Consider the following 20409-nt stretch of genomic DNA (forward strand, 5'->3'; position numbering starts at 1 on the left):
GGCGCAAGTCTGTGAGGAACTTCCATGAGCGCTATAACCATTACTGACGCCGCCCATGATTACCTGGCCGATCTGCTTTCCAAGCAGAACACGCCTGGCATTGGCATCCGTATTTTCATCACCCAGCCGGGCACCCAGTACGCCGAGACCTGCATCGCCTACTGCAAGCCGGGCGAAGAGAAACCCGACGACGAGCCGGTGGGCCTGAAGAGCTTTACTGCCTACCTCGACGCGGTCAGCGTGCCGTTCCTGGAAGACGCGCTGGTCGACTACGCTACCGATCGCATGGGCGGCCAGTTGACCATCAAGGCGCCGAACGCCAAGGTGCCGATGGTCAACGAAGACAGCCCGATCAACGAGCGCATCAACTACTACCTGCAGACCGAGATCAACCCCGGCCTGGCCAGCCACGGCGGCCAGGTGAGCCTGGTGGACGTGGTCGACGACGGCATCGCCGTGCTGCAGTTCGGCGGCGGTTGCCAGGGCTGCGGCCAGGCCGACGTGACCCTCAAGGAAGGTATCGAGCGCACCTTGCTCGAGCGCATTCCGGAGCTCAAGGGCGTGCGTGACGTGACTGACCACAGTCAGAAAGAGAACGCCTACTACTGATCTTTAGAGGTCAAGGCCTAGCAACAAAGTGTTACGGTTTCAACCCCTGCGACAACAGGCCGCAGCCCGTGTTTAAAGGGCTGCGGGCCATCAACGCCTTGGTCGGGTAGAAGCCCACTGGGTGTCATGCCAGAATGCCCCGGTTTTTCGGCCGGCCCGTCCCGAGGGTCGGCACCTTCCCGTTAAAGGATGGTTTCATGAATGATCAGTTTACCCGGCGCGCGGTTGTCGCCGGGATGGGCGTTCTCGGGCTCGGCCTGCTGGCAGGCTGCAACCCGGCCCGGGGGCTCGAGTTCAAGTACGGCAAGAACATGAGCAACGAGATCCTGGGGCGCAAGTTCAGCCTCAAGGACCCCCAGGGCAATGTCCGTACCCTGTCGAGCTTCTACGGCAGCATGCCGATGATATTCTTCGGTTTCACTCAGTGCCCGGCTGTCTGCCCGACCACCTTGGCGCGCGCGGCACAGATCAAGAAGCTGCTGAGGGGCCGCGACCGCGAGATCTTCCAGGTGGTGTTCATCACCCTGGACCCGGAGCGCGACACCCCGGAAGTGCTCGATGCCTACGTCAAGGCCTTCGACCCGTCGTTCACCGCCCTGACCGGCACCCCGGAAGAAATCGCCGCGGTGGCCAAGGAGTTCAAGGTGTTCTACGAGAAGGTCCCGGCCGGTGACACCTACACCCTCTCTCACTCGTCCACCAGCTACGTCTACGATACACGTGGCACCTTGCGCCTGAGCCTGGGCCATTCGCTGAATGCCAAGGAATGCGCTGAAGACCTGGCAACCCTGATGGAGATTTGCTAATGGCAGTATCCCTGCAACCGATCAAGCGCGGCCTGGCCGCCATCGCCCTGCTGGGCCTGGCCCTGCCGGCCCTGGCGCAAACCACCGTGAGCGACGCCTGGGTACGCGCCAGCGTGCCGCATCAGCCGTCCACGGGCGCCTTCATGACCCTGACCGCCAGCACCGACAGCAAGCTGGTCGGTGTGGCATCGCCAGTGGCCAAGACTGTGCAGGTGCACGAGATGACCATGAACGGTGACGTTATGGGCATGAAGGAAGTCAAGGCCGTGGAGCTGCCTGCGGGCAAGCCGGTGAGCCTTGACCCCAATGGCTACCACGTGATGCTGATGGGCCTGACCCAGCAGGTGAAGGAAGGCGAGAAGGTACCGTTGACCCTGACCATCGAAGATGCCAAGGGCGCCAAGGAAACCGTCGAGCTGCAGGCAGAAGTGCGACCGCTCAATGCCGAGGCTGGCGGTGGGCATGACCATATGCACATGAATCACTGACAGACAAAAGGGCCGCTTGAGCGGCCCTTCTTCATTGTGCTGCGCGCCTCAGCTACGGAAGCGTGGCAGCGGCCTGTCGAGGGTGAGCGAGGTCAGGGTCTTGCGCACCTGTGCCTCGTCGGCCTCCAGCGCTTTCAGGCTGGCGCGGATCTTGCCCGCAGCGGGCACATCGCCCTGGCGGTCGATCCAGTCGGCAATTTCCTTGCAGGCACTGCTCAGGCAGGCTTGGCGCTGGTTCATCAGCGATATCAGGGTGGTGAGCTCTCTTTCGGACATGGCAGGATCCTCCGTTCAGCTCTGTCAGTGTAGCAGTGGCTGGCCAGCTTGCCTGAGGCCTGGCGTCGCGGGCGCTAACTGTGCAGGCAGGCGCTGCGATAGGCGCCTGGCGTCACGCCAAACGCCTGCTTGAACTGCCGGCTCAAGTGACTCTGGTCGGCAAAGCCCAAGGTAAAAGCTACCTCTGAAGCCGCCAGGCCGCTTTTCAGAAACTCCCGTGCCCGCGCCAGGCGCCGTTGTTTCAGCCAGGCATGCGGCGGCAAACCGGTGGCCTGGCGGAACACCCGGGCGAAATGGAACGGCGAGAGATTGACTGCAGCCGCCAGGGCCTCCAGCGATGGCGGGTCTGCCAACTGGGTTTCCAGCAGTTCCCGCGCACGGGCCACCGCCAGCGGTTCGTTGCCGGGGGCCGTGGGCTCCGGGCAATGGCCGTGGCGTTGCACCAGCGCCAGCACCGCCTGGCGCCAGGCTGTCTGTTGTTCCAGGGCGCTGGCACCGGCTTCCGACAGCTGGTGCAACTGGCTGAAGGCCCGCGCCAGGCTCGGGTCCTGGATCACGCTGTCTTTGAAACGCGGCATGCCGTGCCGGCCCAGTTCCAGCTCGTCCAGCACGCCGGTCACCCGTTCGTGCTCGGGGTAGAAGCCCCGGTAGCGCCAGCCGGCTTCGTGGGCGGTGGCGCCGGTGTGCAGTTCGTCCGGGTTGATCAGCACCATGCTGCCGACCGGCGCCAGGTGCTCGCTGCCACGGTGCCAGAAGCGCTGCGCGCCCGACTCGATCACGGTGAACACGTAGCCCTCATGCACATGCGGGGCGAAGCGCTGCTGGAAGTAACTCGCATGCAGCATCTCGACGTCGCCGAGGGCCGGCGCCTGCCAGAGGTGGGTCTGTTCGCGCAGGGGCCTGCTCATGCCAGCCAGCCGCGCAGCAGGAAGAAGATCAACATGCTCGCCAGCATGCTCAGCAACACGCTGCGGGTCAACAGCACCAGCGCAACGGCCACCAGTGCACCGAGCAGGTAGGGGTTGAGTGGGCTCAGGTCGAGCTGGTGGCCGGGCAGGAAAATGATCGGCCCGCAGATCGCGGTGAGCATCCCGGGCACGGCAAAGCCCAGGAACTGCCGAGCGTTGGAGCTCAGGCGCAGCGGCAGGCGTGGCTCCAGGAAGGCGTAGCGGTTGAGGAACACCACGGCGCCCATGGCGAAGATCAGCAGCCAGATCATGGGCGGCCTCCGGAAAATTTCTGACAGACGAAACCGGCGGCCATGCCCAGCAGGCCAGCGGCGACCAGTGCGGTCTCCCAATGCCAGTAACTGAACAGCACCGAGCAGAACAGCGACACCGCCACGCACACCACGGTGGCGAGGTTGCGCACCAGCGGCGCGATCAGCGCGACGAAGGTGGCGACGATGGAGAAGTCCAGGCCGAGCTGGTCGAGGTGCGGGATGTTCTGGCCCAGCACGATGCCGGCCAGGGTGAACAGGTTCCAGGCGACGTAGAAGGTCAGGCCTACACCGAGCGCATACCAGCGGTTGAACTGCTGCTGGTCGTAGTGGCTGGTAAGGGCGAAGAATTCGTCGGTGAGCAGGAAGCCCAGGCCCAGCCGCCAGCGCAACGGCTGGTTTGACAACACTGGGCGCATGGACAAGCCATAGAGCAGGTGTTGGGACGTCAGCAGCAGGGTGGTGAGCAGGATCGACAGCAGGTTGGCGCCGCCCTTGAGCATGCCGATCGCGACCAGCTGCGCGGCACCGGCGAACACAATCGCCGACAGCCCTTGGCCTTGCCAGGCACTGAGGTTGGCCTCGATGGCCATGGAGCCGGCGAGCAGGCCCCAGGGGGCGACGGCCAGGGACAGCGGCAGGATGGCGATGGCGCCGTGCAGGAAAGCTTGGCGGGCAATGGGAGGACTGCTGGGCATGATGGCTGCGGCACATTTTGCAAGGTAGGGCAGCATGCCAGAGCGGTGGGGTGGGTGGCTTGAACGATCTTGCTTGTTTGTCGCCTGTGCTGGTCCCTCGCGGCTGAAGCCGCTCCTACAGGGGCAGCGTCAACCTGTAGCAGCGATTTTAGCTGCAAAGGGCCGGGGGTAGGTGATTACCGCTTGGTCAGCCGCTGCTGCGCCGCCACGCAGCCGTTGATGTCCACGGCCTTTTGCAGCAGTGCCTGGCGATGCTGTGGATCGAGGTCACTCAGCAATCGGTAGACCTCGGCCTGGTAGTCGCGCTGGCGCCCCCACTGCATCTGCAACCCTTGCGGTCGGCTGCGGCTGCAGGCCAGGCGTGCGGTGGGTTGCGGGAAGTAGGGCGCATACAGGGTCGCCATGCCCGGGATCGCCTCGAGGGCTTCGCGGTAGGCCGGGCTGGCATTGTAGGGTTGGCACCAGGTTGCAATTGCAACCGCCGGTGGTGCAAAGCCTTGTTTCAGGCTGGCCTGCAGCAGCGGGCAGGCGGCATCGGCGATCTGTGCTGCGGGCAGGTAGGTGCTGTAGTACAGCGCCAGGCGATACTGCGCCACCGGGTGGCCAAGCTCGACCGACTTTTTCAGCAGGGCCACTGCCGTTGGCAGGGTTTGTGCCATCGCCCGGCCCTGGCGGTTAAGTTCCGGGTCGACGCCGATGGCAGTGCGCAGGGTGCTGTTGTCGTCCGGGCTGTCGGCTTGCTCCAGCAGCGGTAGCGCCTGGCGGTAAAGCAGGTCGGCGTGTGGGTCGATACGTACTTCGAGCGCGTGCGCAGCCATCGGTGTCAGCACGATGAAGAGTGCCGACGCCACAAAGACGGGGTTCACAGGCGTGCCCCGTTCAATGAACGAGGCCGGCTGGCCGCCAGGCAGGGGGAAACGGTTTGATGAGTGATCACAACTGCGCGTACGCCTCGGGCGAATCGGAACGACGGGGTATTCTATCGAAGCGAGGGTCAAAACCGAAACCCCGTGACTCGTCAGTCAGACGAGCTTGATCGGTGTGACCTTGCGCTGGCCTTGTCGTTCCTGGGCCAGCCCCAACTTGGCGGTAATCACCTTGGCCAGGGCATTGTTGCCCAGATCGTTCAAGTGCAGGCGGTCGACGAACAGATCGGCACCGAATACCGGCGAGCTGCTGAGCATGCTGTTCATGTCGTAGCAGGGCACGGGGTCTGCCTGGCTTTTGATGCGACGGAAGAAAGCCATGTGCAGCTTGCTGTCGAATGCACCGTCGAGCAGGCGGTCGAAATTCCCCGGTTGTTGCTCGAGAGCGGCCAGCATCGCCAGTTCCCCCGCCGGCAGGGTTTCCCGGCACCAGGGCAGCAGGGGCTGGAGGATGAAGGTCAGGGTGGCGTGACTGTCAGCCAGCATCCGTTCCCATTGGCGCAAGGTGCGGGCGATGCTGTCGGCCGCGCGTGCCAAGCGCTTTTCCGGGGCGGACAGCGACCAGTTGGGGGCAGGGTCGTTGCGCCGTGGTGCCAGTGCCTGGCCCAGGCGCTGCCACAGCGACTCATGGCGCGCCGGGCCAGCGGGTGGCATGCCCTCGTTGAAACTGTTCAGGTAAGCCTGGTGAGCCTTGGCCTGCTGCGGGTCATACGGGCCGGCCAGGACCTCGCCGAGGGCTTCATGGGCCAAGGTGTTCAGGCCGCTGAGCAGTACCACATGGCCCACTTCGCCGAAGCGATGCTGGTAGGTCAGGAACAGCAGCAGCTCCTGGCTGGCGTTGAGCCCGCAGCCGGCCAGGCTCAGCCATACCTCACCGGTCAGCATCGACAGGTGCGAGGCTACCGTATGTTCGTCGCAGCTGGCGCCGATGCCCAGGGCGGTCGAGCCGCCGACCAGCAGGTTGATGCGCGAGGCGGCACCGCGTTCGGCAACCGAAAAGCGCTTGCCGGCGCAATGGCTGTAGCGCAGGCCAAGGGCATCGGTGTTGATGGTGCAGGAGCGGTAGCCGCTCTCGTGCACATGCAGGGTGTGTGGGGCGCGGCGATTACCCAGCAGCAGAAAGCGCTGGTAATCATGATGCAGTGGCGAAGCGAGACCCTGGACATGCGTGCTGGGTGTCATGGGCGCTCCTTCTCGGCTGGCGTGGTGGCGGGCGTTCAGCCCGCCAGTTCCTTGAGGTTATAAGCCAGGCCACCGAGGGCAATCAGCAGCAGAACGACCCCCGAGGCCAGAGAAATCAGGCGGTTGCTGCGCTGCGAGGTGATCTTGCCGATGGCAAAGATGTACAGGCTGAGCACGGCGAAATCGATCAGCACCCACAGCAGCGACAGCACCACCATGCTCTTGCCGAACGATTCGGTGATCTGGATGAACTGCGGAAAGAAGGCGATGAAGAAGATGATGTCCTTCGGGTTGGAAATACCGACCATGAAGCCTTGCCACAAACCGCCGCGCCCGGCTTTGGCCGGTTGCAGCTCGGTTTCGTCGACGGCAGGCGCCTGCAGGCACTCGCGCAGGGTGCCCACGGCAATGTAGCCAATGAACAGGCAGCCCAGCAGGCTCATGCCACTGAGCCAGGCCTTGTCGATGGCCGCACTGGTGAGGATGACCCAGGCAGCGGCGCCGATCAGCACCAGTGACGCCCAGTTGGTGCCGACGGCGGTGAACATGGCCTTGCGCGAGCCAGAGGCTGCGGCGGTGTTGACGATCAGCGCCACCACCGGGCCGGGGGTGGCGATCAGCAGCAGCACGGTGAGTGCGTAAGTCAGTGTCAGTGCGGTATTCACGGTCAGTTCTCGATCAGAATGTCGGGTGTCGCGTGGGCGTGGGCATGAAACGGGCAGCGCGACGGATTGAGCGAGCCGGCTTCCTGCAGTTGGTACTGCTTCCATTCGAAATTGTCGTCCTGGCCAAAGAAGCCGAGGGTTTCGGGCATGACCCCGTCGTTGTAGTGGCGCACGCGATCACGGATGCGGGCACGAATGCGTTGCCCGCTTTCGGTGCTGGCGTTGGCCACTTCGTCGAAGTTTTCCCGCGGGTTGATGACGAAGGTGATGTGCGGGCCGAGGTTGCGGCTTTTCATCTGTTGGTGGCCGGGGAAGTTCATGTTGATGAACAGCGGCATACCGGCGTAGCAGAACGACCAGGCGTTGTCGTGCGGATCGGTGGGAACCGCTTGCGGCCACGGGTGCGGGTCACGGGCATGGACTCCGCGCAGTACTTTCCAGGCCAGTGCCTGTTGCTCGGCCAGGGTGCTGTCGGCGGCTGTTTGCAGAAACACCACCAGTGGGCTGCCGATGCGCTGCTTGATCGGCACAGGGGTTATGGTGCGTACATATTCGGCCAGGCCCTGGGCGATATCATCGGCCAGTTGTTCGGCGCGGGCGAAGAGGATGTGGCAGGATGCGCCGGCTACCGCCTTGCGCCCGAACAGGCACGGGAAGTCGGGGTTGGCGAGCACGCTGCGAAAATGGTGTAGGGTTTGATACGTCCAGTGCTGAGTGTTCCGTACATGTTCATCGGCCAGCTCTAGCGCGTCCAGGCGATAGCAGTTTCCATAACCCGTAAACATGATTTCCCCAGGAGATTTAAGTAAGAGAGAGTTCCACACACATGCAGGCAGGTTGGAGACTTATCTTTGTTATTTACCTGCATTTTCTGAGACGCTCTTCACGTTGTAAAACGCGTGGAACTATGACCTACTATTAGTCTCACTCATGATTCGAGGGCATCATGTCGGAACGGATTCAAGCTTTGCACGCCCTGCGTGCTTTCGAGGTGGCCTCGCGCTACGGCTCGTTTACCCGGGCCGCTGAAGAGCTGGCCCTTACCCAAGGGGCGGTCAGCCATCACATCAAGACCCTCGAATCCATGTTCGGCTGCGACCTGTTCGAGCGCCGCGGCCCCAAGTTGAGCCTCACCGAGCATGGACGGCTGCTGGCTCAAGAGCTGAAGGTGGGCTTCAAGATCATCGAAAACGCCTGCGCGCTGCTGCGCCAGGACCGTTATGGGTTGCGCTTGAAAGCCCCTTCGACGCTGACCGTGCGCTGGCTGCTGCGGGCGCTGGACGGGTTCAAGAAGCTCGAAGACAACTGCAGCGTGCAGCTGTCGAGCGTGTGGATGGACATTGACTCGGTGGACTTCTACTCCGAGCCCTACGACTGCGCCATTCTCCTGGCCAACGGTCGTTTCCCGGCCGATGTCGAGAGCGTCAAGCTGTTCGATGAATGGCTGATCCCGGTGTGCCACCCGGACTACATGGCGCAAGCGCAACCGGAGCTGGTCGACCTGCGCCAGTGTGAGTTCCTCCACCCATCACCGGACCGCCGCGACTGGCGGCGCTGGCTGGCGCGCATGGATGCGCTGGACATCAGCATCGACCAGGGCCAGGTGTTCGATACCCTCGACCAGGGCATCTCGGCGGCGCAGCAGGGCCTCGGCATTTCCGTGGTCGACCTGGTACTGGCCAGTGCCGACCTCGCCGCCGGGCGCCTGGTGACGCCGTTCAAGCATGCGGTGTCGACCGGTGACGGTTACTACATGACCTGGCTCAAGAGCAGCCCCAAGGCGCGGCAGATGCACAAGCTGCGCGACTTCCTGCTTAGCCAGGTGCCGCCGCTGGGCTACAAGGACATCAACTACCTGTACGGCTGAACGTGGCGACGTGGCACGGCCGCAATCGCGTAGAATCGTGTTTTTGAACAGAGGTCGACGCGGTGGAGTTGCAACAGGGCTTTGTCCTGACCCGGCATTGGCATGACACGCCCGAAGGCACCTGCGTGGAATTCTGGCTGGCCACCGATGCCGGGCCACGGCTGTTGCGTCTGGCACCGCAAGACTCGGTGGCGTTCATCCCGCAAGCGCAGGCCGAGCACGCTCGGGTGTTGCTGGCCAAGGAGCAGGGCGCAGCGCTCAAGCCGTTGCGCCTGAAGGATTTCGACCAGCGTCCGATGCTTGGCCTCTACACTCGTCAGCACCGCCAGCTGATGCAGCTGGAGCAACGCCTGCGTACGGCTGGCATCGACGTCTTCGAGGCCGATATCCGCCCGCCGGAGCGCTACCTGATGGAGCGCTTCATCACAGCGCCCGTGCAGTTCACTGGCCAGCGGGACGAGCAGGGCGTGTACTGCAAGGCCCAGCTCAAGCCGCTGCCAGGCTACCGCCCGACCTTGCGCCTGGCCTCGCTGGACATCGAGACCAGCGAGCGCGGCGAGCTGTACAGCATCGCCCTGGAAGGCTGCGGCCAGCGCCAGGTGTACATGCTCGGCCCGGCCAACGGTGATGCTGATGGCGTGGATTTCGACTTGCGCTATTGCGCTGACCGCGCCGAGCTGCTGAGTTGCCTCAACCAGTGGATGGCCGAGCATGACCCGGACGCGATCATCGGTTGGAACCTGATCCAGTTCGACCTGCGCCTGCTGCATGAGCACGCCAAGCTGCTGCAAGTGCCACTGGCGCTGGGGCGCCACGGCGCGCCGATGACCTTGCGCAGCCATGCCGGCGGCGGCCATGTATTTGCCGATGCCCCGGGGCGCCTGCTGATCGACGGCATCGAGGCGCTGCGCTCGGCGACCTGGAGCTTCCCTTCGTTCAGCCTCGAAAGTGTCGCGCAGACCCTGCTCGGCGAGGGCAAGGCCATCGGCACGCCTTACCAGCGCATGGACGAGATCAACCGCCGTTTCGCCGAAGACAAACCGGCGCTCGCCCGCTACAACCTCAAGGACTGTGAACTGGTCACGCGCATTTTTGCCCATACCCGGCTGCTCGACTTCCTGCTGGAGCGTTCGGCGGTCACCGGCTTGGCGGTGGACCGCAGTGGCGGCTCGGTTGCCGCATTCTGTCACCTGTATATCCCGCACATGCATCGTATGGGGTTTGTCGCGCCGAGCCTTGGCAGCCGTCCGGATGAGGCCAGCCCCGGTGGTTTTGTCATGGATTCACGCCCGGGGTTGTACGACTCGGTGCTGGTGCTGGATTACAAGAGCTTGTACCCGTCGATTATCCGCACCTTTCTGATCGACCCGGTCGGCCTGGTGGAAGGCTTGCGCCTGCCCGATGACGAGCACTCGGTGGAGGGCTTTCGCGGTGGGCGTTTCTCGCGCACACAGCACTGCCTGCCCGCCATCGTCGAGCGTGTGTGGCAAGGCAGGGAGGCGGCCAAGCGCGAGGGCAACGCGCCGTTGTCGCAGGCACTCAAGATCATCATGAACGCCTTCTACGGCGTGCTGGGTTCCAGCGGCTGCCGCTTCTTCGACCCGCGCCTGGCATCGTCGATCACCATGCGCGGCCACCAGATCATGCGCCAGACGCGCGCACTGATCGAAGCTCAAGGCTTCGAAGTCATCTACGGCGATACCGATTCCACCTTCGTCTGGCTCAAGGGCGCGCACGCCGAGGATGCTGCTGCGCGCATCGGACGCGATCTGGTCGACCAGGTCAACCAGTGGTGGCGCGAGCACCTGCGCACCACCCTGAACCTTGAAAGCGCGCTGGAGTTGCAATTCGAGGTGCATTACCGGCGCTTTCTGATGCCCACCATCCGCGGCACCGACGAAGGCAGCAAAAAGCGTTATGCCGGCCTGGTGCAGCGGGCCGATGGTAGTGAAGAGATGGTCTACAAGGGCCTGGAGTCGGTACGCACCGACTGGTCGCCGCTGGCGCGGCGTTTTCAGCAGGAACTGTACGGGCGGATTTTCCGTGGCCAGCCTTATCGCGACTACCTGCGCGAGTACGTGCGCCAGACCCTCGCCGGTGAACTGGATGAGCTGCTGGTCTATCGCAAGCGCCTGCGCCGGCCGCTGGCCGACTATCAGCGCAATGTGCCACCGCACGTACGGGCCGCGCGGCTGGCAGACGAGTTCAACGTTCGGGTCGGCCGCCCGCGGCAATACCAGCGTGGTGGCTGGATCAGCTACCTGATCACCACCGCCGGCCCCGAGCCGCTGGAGAACCTGCAGGCGCCTGTCGATTACGAGCATTACCTGAGCCGCCAGCTGCAGCCAGTGGCGGATGCCATCCTGCCCTTCGTCGGCGATGATTTCAGTGCACTGACCGACCGCCAGCTGCTGCTTTTCTGAGCTCGGGGTAGTTATCTAGCTCTCGCTGCGCGATAGCGGATATTAGCTTCGCACTTCCCGACCCAGGAGGTGCTTCATGCAACCCCGCGCAAACCCGGTACCAACGCACAATGCCCAAGTGGCCGTCGAGCAAGCGTTTCAGGATGGCATGATCGCCCGCCGCTTGCCCGCCTGGCTGCGCAAGCTGAGGCTGTCCGAGACGCCCGTGGACCGAACGCTGACGGCCGAACAACTGAAGAGCGTATTCGAGGCATTGAGATCAAGCCATGCCAGCCGTCAGCGCCTGCGCCACGAGCTGGCACGAATCGAACCTATCCATACATATTGCAGGCCCCTTCTGCAGCGAGCGCTGAATGTCTCGCCAGACCTCGACACGCTGTTCTATCGACACTTCTACTTCGCCGTTTCGCCGAAGCCTGAGTGGGTCAGCGGGCGTGCACCGCAACAGGAAAAGGGCAGCTACGACATCCCGTTGCTCGATGCGGCACTGGCCAATTTCACTGAGGAGGCGTCGCTGGTTGGCGGCATGCCGCGTGACAATCGGCTCGTGCAAAGCGACGGCAGCACGTTCACTGCGTTGTCGGCCTCGGCGTTCGCCAAGCGTTGCCGGCAGCTGGACCTGGGCAGGCGTTATCAGGAGCATCTGGCCTCGATCCTGGACAGCCCGGTCACGGCGGCCTCGGGATTCAAGGCCTCCTGCAAGGCCTTGTACGTCGCCTCGATGCTGCTCGACGCCTGCAAGGCCAGGACGGAAGGGGTCCTGACGGCGCAAGAGCTGGTATTGATCCTCGACCTGTGCCGCGACGCCAGGCCAGGCATGCTTGGCGGCAACCCGGTGATCGCCAAGCAACTGAACATTTATGGTTGCAAGGTCGAACAGGTGATCGTCCTTGACCAGATCACTTCCACGTTAGGCTTCCTGTCCAGTCAGCACGTGTTGGTGTACATCCCCGGTGACCCGGTCAGCGCCTGGAATGCGGCAGCCGACCTCGACACCTTCATTCGACGAACGTTGGGCAAGCGCCTGGGTAAGGAGCCCTATCAGCGCTTCTTCGCCCGTTTCATCCGGCGCCGTGACAGCGACGCGTTCTTTGCCAGGGTGGCCAGCGAACTGACCGATGTCGCCGTGTGGGCCTCCCGGGACATGGACCAGCACATGGCGGCCTACCGCTTGCCGCTGTTCGATCACCTGGCCCAGGCGCGGGCGGAGCAGATCAAGGATGACGCGGCAGTCATTGCCGTGCCGGTCAGTGACATCGACAGCGCGGTCCGCCAGGCAAGGCATGATCGCCTGATGTCCGCTGCGTGGAACCTCGCCAACGTGGCGGGACTGTTCGTGCCGGGCCTCGCTGTCATCCTCGGCGGGGTGATGGTCTGGGACATGCTCAAGGAGGTTTTCCATGCCGTGGAGCAGTGGCGCCAGGGCGACATCGATGCGGCGCTGGAGCATCTGCTGAGCGTTGCTGAGACCGTGGTCACGGTCGGTCTCACCGCAGTGGGGGCTGCGGCGGTGGCGCGTGAATGGCACCAGGTCGATGCCTTGGCGACCGCGCGCCTGGAAGACGGCAGCGAGAAGCTCTGGCGGTTCGACCTCAGCCCTTTTCGTAGTGTGGCGCCCCCCGTGCAGGCAGTGGCCGATGGCGAAGGCATCTACCGTTCGCAGGGGCGCTGCTGGGTGAACATGGAGGGCCACTTCTACGAGGTGGTGCAGCAGCCCGACGAGCAGTGGCAACTCGTGCCGAAGCAAGGGCATGGCCCAGCGCTCAGGCATAACGGTGCCGGCGCCTGGCGAGTCTGGTGCGAGCAACCGATCGAGTGGGAGGCGGCGCACGTCCTGTTCCGTCGCCTGGGCAGCGGGTTCAGCGTTCTCGAGGATGAGCAGATCGACCAGGTGCTGGACATTCATGGCCTGGATGCCAGCCATTTGCGCGGCGTGCACATCTGTGGCCAGGCGCCTGATGCCTGCCTGGTCGATACCGTAAGCCGGGTCGCGGTGCTGAACCGCATCCTCGGCCTGGTCTCGCAGTTGCGTTCGGGCGACGCGGCGCAAGATACGGCACTACTCGCCAAGGTCCGCCAGTGGGCGGGTACGCAGGCGCTGACGGACGCGCAGTTGGCCGAGCGGGTCTGGCGTCGTCGGCGCTCATTGTTCCAGCAGCTCTACTATGAGCAGTACCCCGCGACGGCCGCCACGCACGTCTTGCAGCGAGACTTCGCCAGCCTTCATCGCCTGGCGGCCGAAGCGCTGCTACGGACGGTGGACAGCGCTGGGCTGAACGTCGCCGCAGCGTCCATGGTCAAGCGCATCCGCTGTATTCGGGTGTACGAGGCGTTACTGTTCGATACCCCACAGGATCTCGACCTGGCCCGTGTCGTGCTGAAGCTGCTTGAACAAATGCCCGGGGCAGCCAGTGGCCCACGTTGGCAACTGTTCGATGGCGACGTCACCGAGCCGTTGTCGAGCAGTACCGGTATGGGCGCGATACGGCGCATCCGTTTTCAGGCCGGCAGGTTCCAGTGCAGCGATGAACAAGGCAATGCCCTTGGCGAACCGGGCGAGTTGTTCCAGCAGTTGGCTGGCGCATATTCTGCGGCGCAGCAAAGCGCCCTGGGTATCGGCCAGCCGTTCGCGTTGCAGCTGCGAGCATACATGACACGGCGCGTCGCTCAGCGGCGGGAACTGATCGGCGAATTGCTGGGTATCGTGCGCTCGGGTGATGCCTTTCTGGCACCACAGCGCTTGGCCAATGGCCGCGTCGGCTATCCGCTGAGTGGCTGGCGGCAACGGACGCCCGGCGGCAGCAGCGGGGGCAGGAACCTGCATGCGCAGGTACGCGACCTGTATCCCGGCTTCGATGATGAGCAGGTCGAGCAATGGTTGGCGCACCTGCGTGGACTTCAGCGTGACCCGGCTGTCGAACTGCTTGTCCTCAAGGGGCAACTCAAGGCATTGCGCAAACGGCTGGCCAGCTGGCAGACCGCGACCCTCAAACTCTGGTGTTGGCCCGCCCGCCGCCAGTTTGCCCGGGGGTTGATCGATTGTTGGCGCTACCTGGTACCTCGTCAGGCCTTGGAAACTGAAGAAGCCAGAGGCTATCTGCTCAGCAGTTTCGGCAGCGATCTGGATGAGCTGCCACCCATTCCGGCGGACGTCAGCTTTTCCCATGTAACGGATATCGCGCTGCGCGCATTGCAGATACGCCGTGCGCCGGAGAGCTTTCTGCGCGCATTCGATGGACTGAGGTCATTGAGCATTACCAATTGTCGCTTGCGCAGCCTGCCGTTGACCCCGGCACTGGCCGGGCAGTTGAAAATGCTCGATGTGTCTGGCAACCAGATCCAGCTGCAAACCGCGGACATCGACCTGCTCGCCGGTTGCAGGCAGCTGGTCTATCTGAACCTCTCGCATAACCCGTTGCAGCGTACGTTTTCCATGACCGGGATGCCCGACCTCAATGCCTTGATGTTGCGCAACACGCAGCTCACGCAAATGCCGGCAGGCGTGATGGAAGCGAGCGCCCTGCATACGCTTGATGCGGGTGACAACGGTATCCGCACGTTGCCATTTGCATTCTATCGTTCGAGGCTGTGGCGCTCCGGGCGGGTCAGGCTAAGCGGTAACCCGTTGCTCGATGCGCAGGATGTCTGGGGGGAAGCCATGAATGACCAGGTGCCGGTGAAGCAACGCTGGCTGGATTTGGTGGCGACGGACCAGCGTGACCGCATGGCCAATACCTGGGGCCGGCTCCACGGCGACAGCGCCTCGAAAGATTTCTTCCACTTGCTGGAAAGGCTGACCACCTCGGCGGATTTCCAGAATGAGTTCTTGTCCCGCTACCTCGCCCTGCGTGTGCTGCGCATGCTGGATTACATGGCTGAGCGGCCGGCATTGCAAACCGAGCTCTACGCACATGCGCTGACCGAGCACTGCCAGGATAATGCCACGCTGCGATTCAGTGACCTGGAGGTGCGTGTCAGCCAGTATAAAGCGTTGCGCAACGACCTTGTCGGTGATCAGGAGCGGGTGCTGTTGCACCTGGGGGCGCAGTGCTGGCGCCTGGAAATGCTCGACGAGGTAGGTGGCTGGCATGCCATACGCGTGGGCCGGCCTGAGGAGTCGCTGGAATTCGCCCTGTCGTATCGCTTGAGCCTGGTTGATGAGCTCGATCTGCCCATCGAGCATGACGAGATGATCAACGCCGCTGTCGCCAACCTCTCGGTGCCGGACCTGCAAGCGGCTGTACGTGCTGTCAGGGCTGTCCAGTCCAGGGATGTGCTGGTGGATTATCTGGCGACCACACGCTTCTGGAGGGAATACCTGGCGAGCAAGTATCCCGGTCGGCTCGAAGTTCCGCAGACATTGCACGACGAACTGGATGCGCTGGTCGAAAGCAACGCGTCACCTGTTGAAATCGCACGCCTGCAGGACCGGGTGCGCCAGCGTGAGATCAACGTGTACCGGCAGCTCACCCGTGAGGCGGTGGACAGGCATCTCGCCGCCGTGTTGCTGGTTCCGGTCTTGCCATGGCATTGAAATGGCGTACCCGCTCCGGGCCGAGGTGGTAGCTCTATAGGCGCTGCGGGGCTGCCCCCGGCGATAGCCTCGAGATTTGATCACTTGAGGCTAATTACCATGGGCATATCCTTGCACTCACACGATCACCTGGAGCAGGCCGAGCAGGACCGGATCATCGCCACGCGCCTGCCAGGCTGGATGCTTGCCGTCAGTGCCGGGCACGTAGCGGTGCTGCGAGAGGCACTCAAGGGCAGCCTGGACTGCCGTTACCGCCTCGCTGCACTGCTGCAGCGCATCGACGGGGTCGAGCAATTCACAGCGCCGATCCTGCAGAAGGCGCTGCGCGACCGTTGCAACATCCGGGATGAACTGGGCCAGCTGTGGTTTCGCGCGGCCTATGAACGCCCCCTGAGTACCTATGCCCCGATCCGCGTGCCCCTGAGTGAAAAAGTCTACTACCAGATACCGCTGCTCGAAGCAGCACTGAGGAACTTCACTCAGAACGAAAGCGAGGCAGGTGGACAAGCCCCTGGCAACGGTCTGTTCGACGATGCAGGCGCCAGCCTTGAACAGCTCGATGCAACGCAATTTGCTGCCCTGGTGCGTGAGCTGGACCTGGGGGAGGGTTATCAGGCGCATTTGCAGGCCCGGCTTGGCAGCCCCGAGAACCAGGCCCTGCTTGCCGACAATATGCGCCATGCCTTCCTGCTCGATGCCTTCAGGGCGCGTCACGACCGTGTGCTGAGCGAGGCCGAACTGGAGCTGGTGATCGGTTTGTGGCGCCAAGGCTGGTTGCCACAGCTGAATGACACGCGTGTCGTTGGCAAGCGCCTGGAGGTCCTGGGCTGCCCATTGCAGCAGATTGTCGTGCTGGATGTGCGTGATGAAACCTTCGCCCCGATCTACACCTCGAGCCAACGTGTGCTGGTGTACATACCGGGCGATCCGCATGGTCCGTGGAGCGCGCATGATGATCTGCACCGGTTCGCACGAAAGGTACTCGGGCAACGGCTGCGCAATGCCGACTATCAAACGTTCTTTGCGCGCTTCGTGCGCCGTCGCGATAGCCAGTCGTTTTTCTCCCAGGTCATTACCGGCTACGCAGGCTTGCCGGTCTGGGCCAACATTGATCTGCAGGAACGCATGCATCCGGTCGGCGGCTATCTGTTCAAGCACTTCGCTGCTTTGCGCACGGCTCAGATCATGGACGATGCAGCACTGATGGCCACACCTGTGGCAAAGCTCGACCGCGAGGTCCAGGCGGCCCATGAGCGGTACCTGGCCGATGTGGGCGTGACGCTGTTGAGTGCAGCCAGCCTGTACGTCCCTGTATTAGGCTTGACGTTGCTGGCCATGCTCGCCTGGCGCTGGCTGGGACAGGTATTCGAGGCAGTAGCGTCCTGGCGTGAGGGCGAGACACGAGAAGCGTTGGAGCATGTAACCCAGGTGGTGACCGAGGCCGCGCTAGTGACCGCCACGGCGGCGGCGGGCAGCGCGGCGCAGCGTGCGTGGACACGTTCGGCGCTGGTCGATGGCCTGTCGCAGGCACGCCTGGAAGACGGTACGCAACGCTTGTGGAACGCCGACCTGTCGGCGTTTCGCAGCGTGCTGCCGGTTGCGGCGACCCGCGATGAACAAGGGGTCTGGCGCTACGGCGGGCAGGCCTGGGTTGCCATGGACGGGCATCATTATCGGGTTGTTCAGCGCGCGACCGACGGGCGCTGGCAATTACTGCCGCGTGATGGTCATGGTCCGTTGCTGTTGCACAACGGCGCAGGTGCGTGGCGCTTGTGGAGCGAACAACCGATGCAGTGGCAAGGCCGTGCCTATCTGTTCAGGCGGCTGGGCGGCCAGATGGCTACGCTCGACGACGAGCAGATTGCAGAGGTGCTGGCGATACACCGCCTGGAGGAAGAACACTTGCGAGCCATTCACGTTCTGCGGCAGGCCCCTGAGCCTGGGCTGCTCGACAGTGTCCAGCGGGTATTGCTCGACCAGCGTATTCGCCGGCTGGTCAACCGGTTGCGCTCGGGGTTGGCGAAAGGGGATGACGATGCCGCGCTTGAGCAGGCGCGCACTCTGGAAGGGAGCCAGGGGCTCAATGATCAGGACCTCGCCGAGTTGATCTGGAAACAGCGGCGGGTGCTGTTTCAGCGCCTCTATGCCGCCGAGGCTTTTCACAACGACCGTGAAGTGCAAGCGCTGCAGCGCCAGTTTCCCAGCCTGCATGGGCATGCCGCACGGGCGCTGCTCGCTCAGGCCAGCAGTGCCGAGCGCACCCGCCTGCTTGCCGGCCGGATACCGCTGGGCCTGGCCGAGGCCGCTCGACGCATGCTGGTGCCCGTTCGCATGGCGCGGGTTTTCGAGGCCTTGCAATGGGACACGCCACAAAACCTCGACCTTGCCCGGGTTACGCTCGGCATGCTCAAGCACCTTCCCGCCGCTGGGCGGGGCGTGCGCTGGAGCCTGTTCGAAGGTGATGCTGGCACGCAGGCCCTGGCCACGTCGCAGGAGGGGACACATGCCTGCGGGCTGGTTCACCATGACGGTATCTTCCAGCGCACCGATGCCCAGGGCAACGCTGTCGGTGAGGCGGGCGAACTGTTCGAGGTCATGGCGGGTGCCTATGCCGACGAGCAACGGCGTGACCTGCAGGTGGGTGAGCCCTTTGCACATAACCTTCGCGTGATGGTCACCCGGCTGGCGCAAGCACGGCGCCAGGAAGTCGAGCAACTGCTGAGCCCTGTGCGCGCAGGTGGCCTGCGCCTGCCGTCACGGCTGGACGATGGACGGATCGGTTACCCATTGAGCGGTCGCAACCCGGGCTCATCGTCCTCCAGCTACCGGCCCGGGCCTTTCCTGCGGCGTGTGCGCTACCTTTACCCGACCTTCACCGATGAGGAGGTATTCGCCTGGATCGAGCAGGCGCGTGGCACTGCAATCGGCCTGGAGCGCACGCTGCAGCAGTTCGAACGAGAGTTCGAGGCGCTCAATGCTCAGTTGCGCAGGTGGGTGCATGAGGCGGCCAGTGGCCGGGAAAGGGAGGACCGGCGCAGGCTGAGACGGGCGCTGCGCGGCTGTTGGCAGCGTGCTTTTGATGAGGGCATGCAGACCGAGGGTACCAACACGGTCTACCGGTGGGAAATTGCCAGCTCGAGCAGTCTTCCCGATTTCCCTGAGCCTATCGTGTTCGATCACGTCCGTGTGCTGACGCTGCGCAACATGCAGATTGAAAACCTGCCCGAGAGTTTCCTGCGCGCCTTCCCCAATGTTCGCACGGTTGAAATGCCCTATAACCGCCTGGCGCGTGTTCCGCAGGCGCTGCTGGGGATGCCCGACCTGCAGTCACTGAACCTGCGGGCAAACCGTATCAGTCTGGACCCTGGCCAGGCGACGATACTCGCCAGTTGCCCGCACCTGACGCAGGTAAACCTTTCGTACAACCCGCTGGGGCGAGCATTTTCGCTGACTGGGCTACCTCGGCTGCGCGAACTGTACCTGGCCGGCACTGGCATCAGCGAATTGCCTTATGGGTTGATGCAGAGTGCTTCGTTGAGGACCGTTGACCTGCGTGACAACCTGCTCACAGGCATGCCTGAGGGCTTTTACCAAAGCCGCTTGTGGATCGAAGGCGAGGTGCAATTGAGCGGCAACCCGTTTTCCGAGGCAGAGTCTTTGCGCCTGCGTGATGCTTTGCAGGCAGCGGCTGTGGTGCCTGAGGAGGAAGAGGCGGCACTGGTGCCTGCCCGACTACGCTGGATGGATGCCGGCGGCGCGCAGCTGCGCGGCGAGCTGGACAGGCACTGGCGAGCGCTGGAAGCGTTGCCGAATGCGCTGGATTTCTTCACCTTGATCGAGCGCTTGATGGAAACGGAGGACTTTCAGCATGCGACCGGCGCGCGCTTTCTGGCTGGCCGGGTGCTGGAAATGATGCGTGCCATGAGCCACTCTGCCGAGCTGTGCGAGGAGCTGTTCAGCAATGCCGCGCAATTGACCTGCCAGGACAGCGTGGCGCTGCGTTTCAGCGATCTTGAACTGCGGCTGTTGGTCTGGCGTGCCCAGGCGCAGGCGGCAACCGGTAGCCAGGAGCAGCAACTGCTGCGGTTGGGGCGGCAATTGTGGCGGCTTGAAGAGCTTGACCGGCTTGCCTTGCTGGATATTCAGGAGCGCCAGCTCAGTGGCAGTGACCCGGACCAGATCGAGGTGGTCCTGGCCTATCGCATTGCTTTGCGCGAGGCGTTGGACCTTCCCTTGCAAACCCAGGGCATGTCGTTCCGGGCTATCGCGGGTGTCGATGCGCGGCGAATTGCGAATGCACGCAACAGGGTGCTGCGCCATGAAACCGGTGAGCGACTGGCCGATTCGCTGATCGAGCGGGCGTTCTGGCAAACCTACTTGCGTAATGCCTACCCGGCACGTTTCGATGCGCTCAATGCGCCGTTCCACGAGCGCCTTGAGGTGTTGCAGGCAGACAGCACCACGCCAGAGGCGCAGCGCGTGGCGCACATCAACACGGTTGCCAGCGAGCAGCGCCTCGCCGAGCGCGGCCTGATGCACGCACTGACGCTCGATGCGCTGGATGCGAGCAGCGAACAGGAGGTCATCTACGTTCGCTGATCCCGTCGTCTCGGCCAGAGCCTCGTGCACTGGCCGTCGCCGGGCGAGGGCGTCCCGATGGACTATGCTCAGGTTCGGGTGCTGGCATTTTTTCGGCGTGTCAGGCGCCGTTGCCGA

Annotated in this window: 15 protein-coding genes; 7 read left to right on the plus strand and 8 right to left on the minus strand. The window is 63.6% G+C overall.

The window, feature by feature from the left end; all coding sequences use genetic code 11:
• Positions 1–24: 24 nt before the first annotated feature.
• The 3 genes from nfuA (at position 25) to L6D64_RS04860 (ending at position 1903) form a co-directional block, all read left to right on the plus strand.
• On the plus strand, positions 25–609 hold the full coding sequence (gene nfuA, locus L6D64_RS04850; RefSeq protein WP_016393607.1) for a Fe-S biogenesis protein NfuA: 585 nt from the start codon (positions 25–27) through the stop codon (positions 607–609).
• Between the two features lie 197 nt (positions 610–806).
• Positions 807–1415 carry an SCO family protein gene (locus L6D64_RS04855; RefSeq protein ID WP_027919856.1) on the plus strand — a complete coding sequence of 203 codons (609 nt, stop codon included), beginning with the start codon at positions 807–809 and terminating at the stop codon, positions 1413–1415.
• The gene (locus L6D64_RS04860) at positions 1415–1903 is read left to right on the plus strand and encodes a copper chaperone PCu(A)C (RefSeq protein WP_176508988.1); all 489 of its coding nucleotides are present in this window, start codon (positions 1415–1417) and stop codon (positions 1901–1903) included. Before L6D64_RS04855 ends, L6D64_RS04860 begins: the two co-directional genes overlap by 1 nt.
• A gap of 48 nt (positions 1904–1951) precedes the next feature.
• Here L6D64_RS04860 and L6D64_RS04865 read toward each other — a convergent pair whose 3' ends face one another.
• The 8 genes from L6D64_RS04865 to L6D64_RS04900 form a co-directional block, all read right to left on the minus strand.
• Positions 1952–2179, minus strand: a complete 228-nt coding sequence (locus L6D64_RS04865) for a hypothetical protein (protein WP_027593874.1) — start codon at positions 2177–2179, stop codon at positions 1952–1954.
• A gap of 74 nt (positions 2180–2253) precedes the next feature.
• Positions 2254–3087 (minus strand): AraC family transcriptional regulator, encoded by an 834-nt coding sequence (locus tag L6D64_RS04870; RefSeq protein WP_176508987.1) that lies wholly within the window; start codon positions 3085–3087, stop codon positions 2254–2256.
• Positions 3084–3398, minus strand: coding sequence for an AzlD domain-containing protein (locus L6D64_RS04875; RefSeq protein ID WP_176508986.1), 315 nt, complete (start codon positions 3396–3398; stop codon positions 3084–3086). Before L6D64_RS04875 ends, L6D64_RS04870 begins: the two co-directional genes overlap by 4 nt.
• Positions 3395–4096 (minus strand): AzlC family ABC transporter permease, encoded by a 702-nt coding sequence (locus tag L6D64_RS04880; RefSeq protein WP_176508985.1) that lies wholly within the window; start codon positions 4094–4096, stop codon positions 3395–3397. The genes L6D64_RS04875 and L6D64_RS04880 overlap by 4 nt, the downstream gene beginning before the upstream one ends.
• 176 nt (positions 4097–4272) lie before the next feature.
• Positions 4273–4914, minus strand: a complete 642-nt coding sequence (locus L6D64_RS04885) for a sel1 repeat family protein (protein ID WP_176509029.1) — start codon at positions 4912–4914, stop codon at positions 4273–4275.
• Between the two features lie 204 nt (positions 4915–5118).
• Positions 5119–6204 carry a hypothetical protein gene (locus L6D64_RS04890; protein ID WP_176508984.1) on the minus strand — a complete coding sequence of 362 codons (1086 nt, stop codon included), beginning with the start codon at positions 6202–6204 and terminating at the stop codon, positions 5119–5121.
• 35 nt (positions 6205–6239) lie between these two features.
• On the minus strand, positions 6240–6869 hold the full coding sequence (locus L6D64_RS04895) for a LysE family translocator (RefSeq protein ID WP_176508983.1): 630 nt from the start codon (positions 6867–6869) through the stop codon (positions 6240–6242).
• A 2-nt stretch (positions 6870–6871) separates the two neighbouring features.
• Entirely contained in the window at positions 6872–7654 is a 783-nt protein-coding gene (locus L6D64_RS04900; RefSeq protein WP_176508982.1) for a YqcI/YcgG family protein, read from the minus strand.
• Positions 7655–7815: 161 nt separating this feature from the next.
• Here L6D64_RS04900 and L6D64_RS04905 point away from each other — a divergent pair, with 161 nt between their 5' ends.
• The 4 genes from L6D64_RS04905 to L6D64_RS04920 all read left to right on the plus strand — a co-directional run bounded on the left by L6D64_RS04905 (position 7816) and on the right by L6D64_RS04920 (position 20292).
• Positions 7816–8736: a LysR substrate-binding domain-containing protein gene (locus L6D64_RS04905; RefSeq protein ID WP_176508981.1), complete on the plus strand. Its 921-nt coding sequence runs from the start codon at positions 7816–7818 to the stop codon at positions 8734–8736.
• Between the two features lie 62 nt (positions 8737–8798).
• Positions 8799–11159, plus strand: a complete 2361-nt coding sequence (locus tag L6D64_RS04910; RefSeq protein ID WP_176508980.1) for a DNA polymerase II — start codon at positions 8799–8801, stop codon at positions 11157–11159.
• 76 nt (positions 11160–11235) lie between these two features.
• The gene (locus L6D64_RS04915) at positions 11236–15693 is read left to right on the plus strand and encodes an NEL-type E3 ubiquitin ligase domain-containing protein (protein ID WP_176508979.1); all 4458 of its coding nucleotides are present in this window, start codon (positions 11236–11238) and stop codon (positions 15691–15693) included.
• Positions 15694–15792: 99 nt separating this feature from the next.
• Positions 15793–20292, plus strand: coding sequence for an NEL-type E3 ubiquitin ligase domain-containing protein (locus L6D64_RS04920; RefSeq protein ID WP_176508978.1), 4500 nt, complete (start codon positions 15793–15795; stop codon positions 20290–20292).
• Positions 20293–20409 lie beyond the last annotated feature (117 nt).

The sequence above is a fragment of the Pseudomonas urethralis genome, from assembly GCF_021602465.1.
GTDB lineage: Bacteria > Pseudomonadota > Gammaproteobacteria > Pseudomonadales > Pseudomonadaceae > Aquipseudomonas > Aquipseudomonas vlassakiae.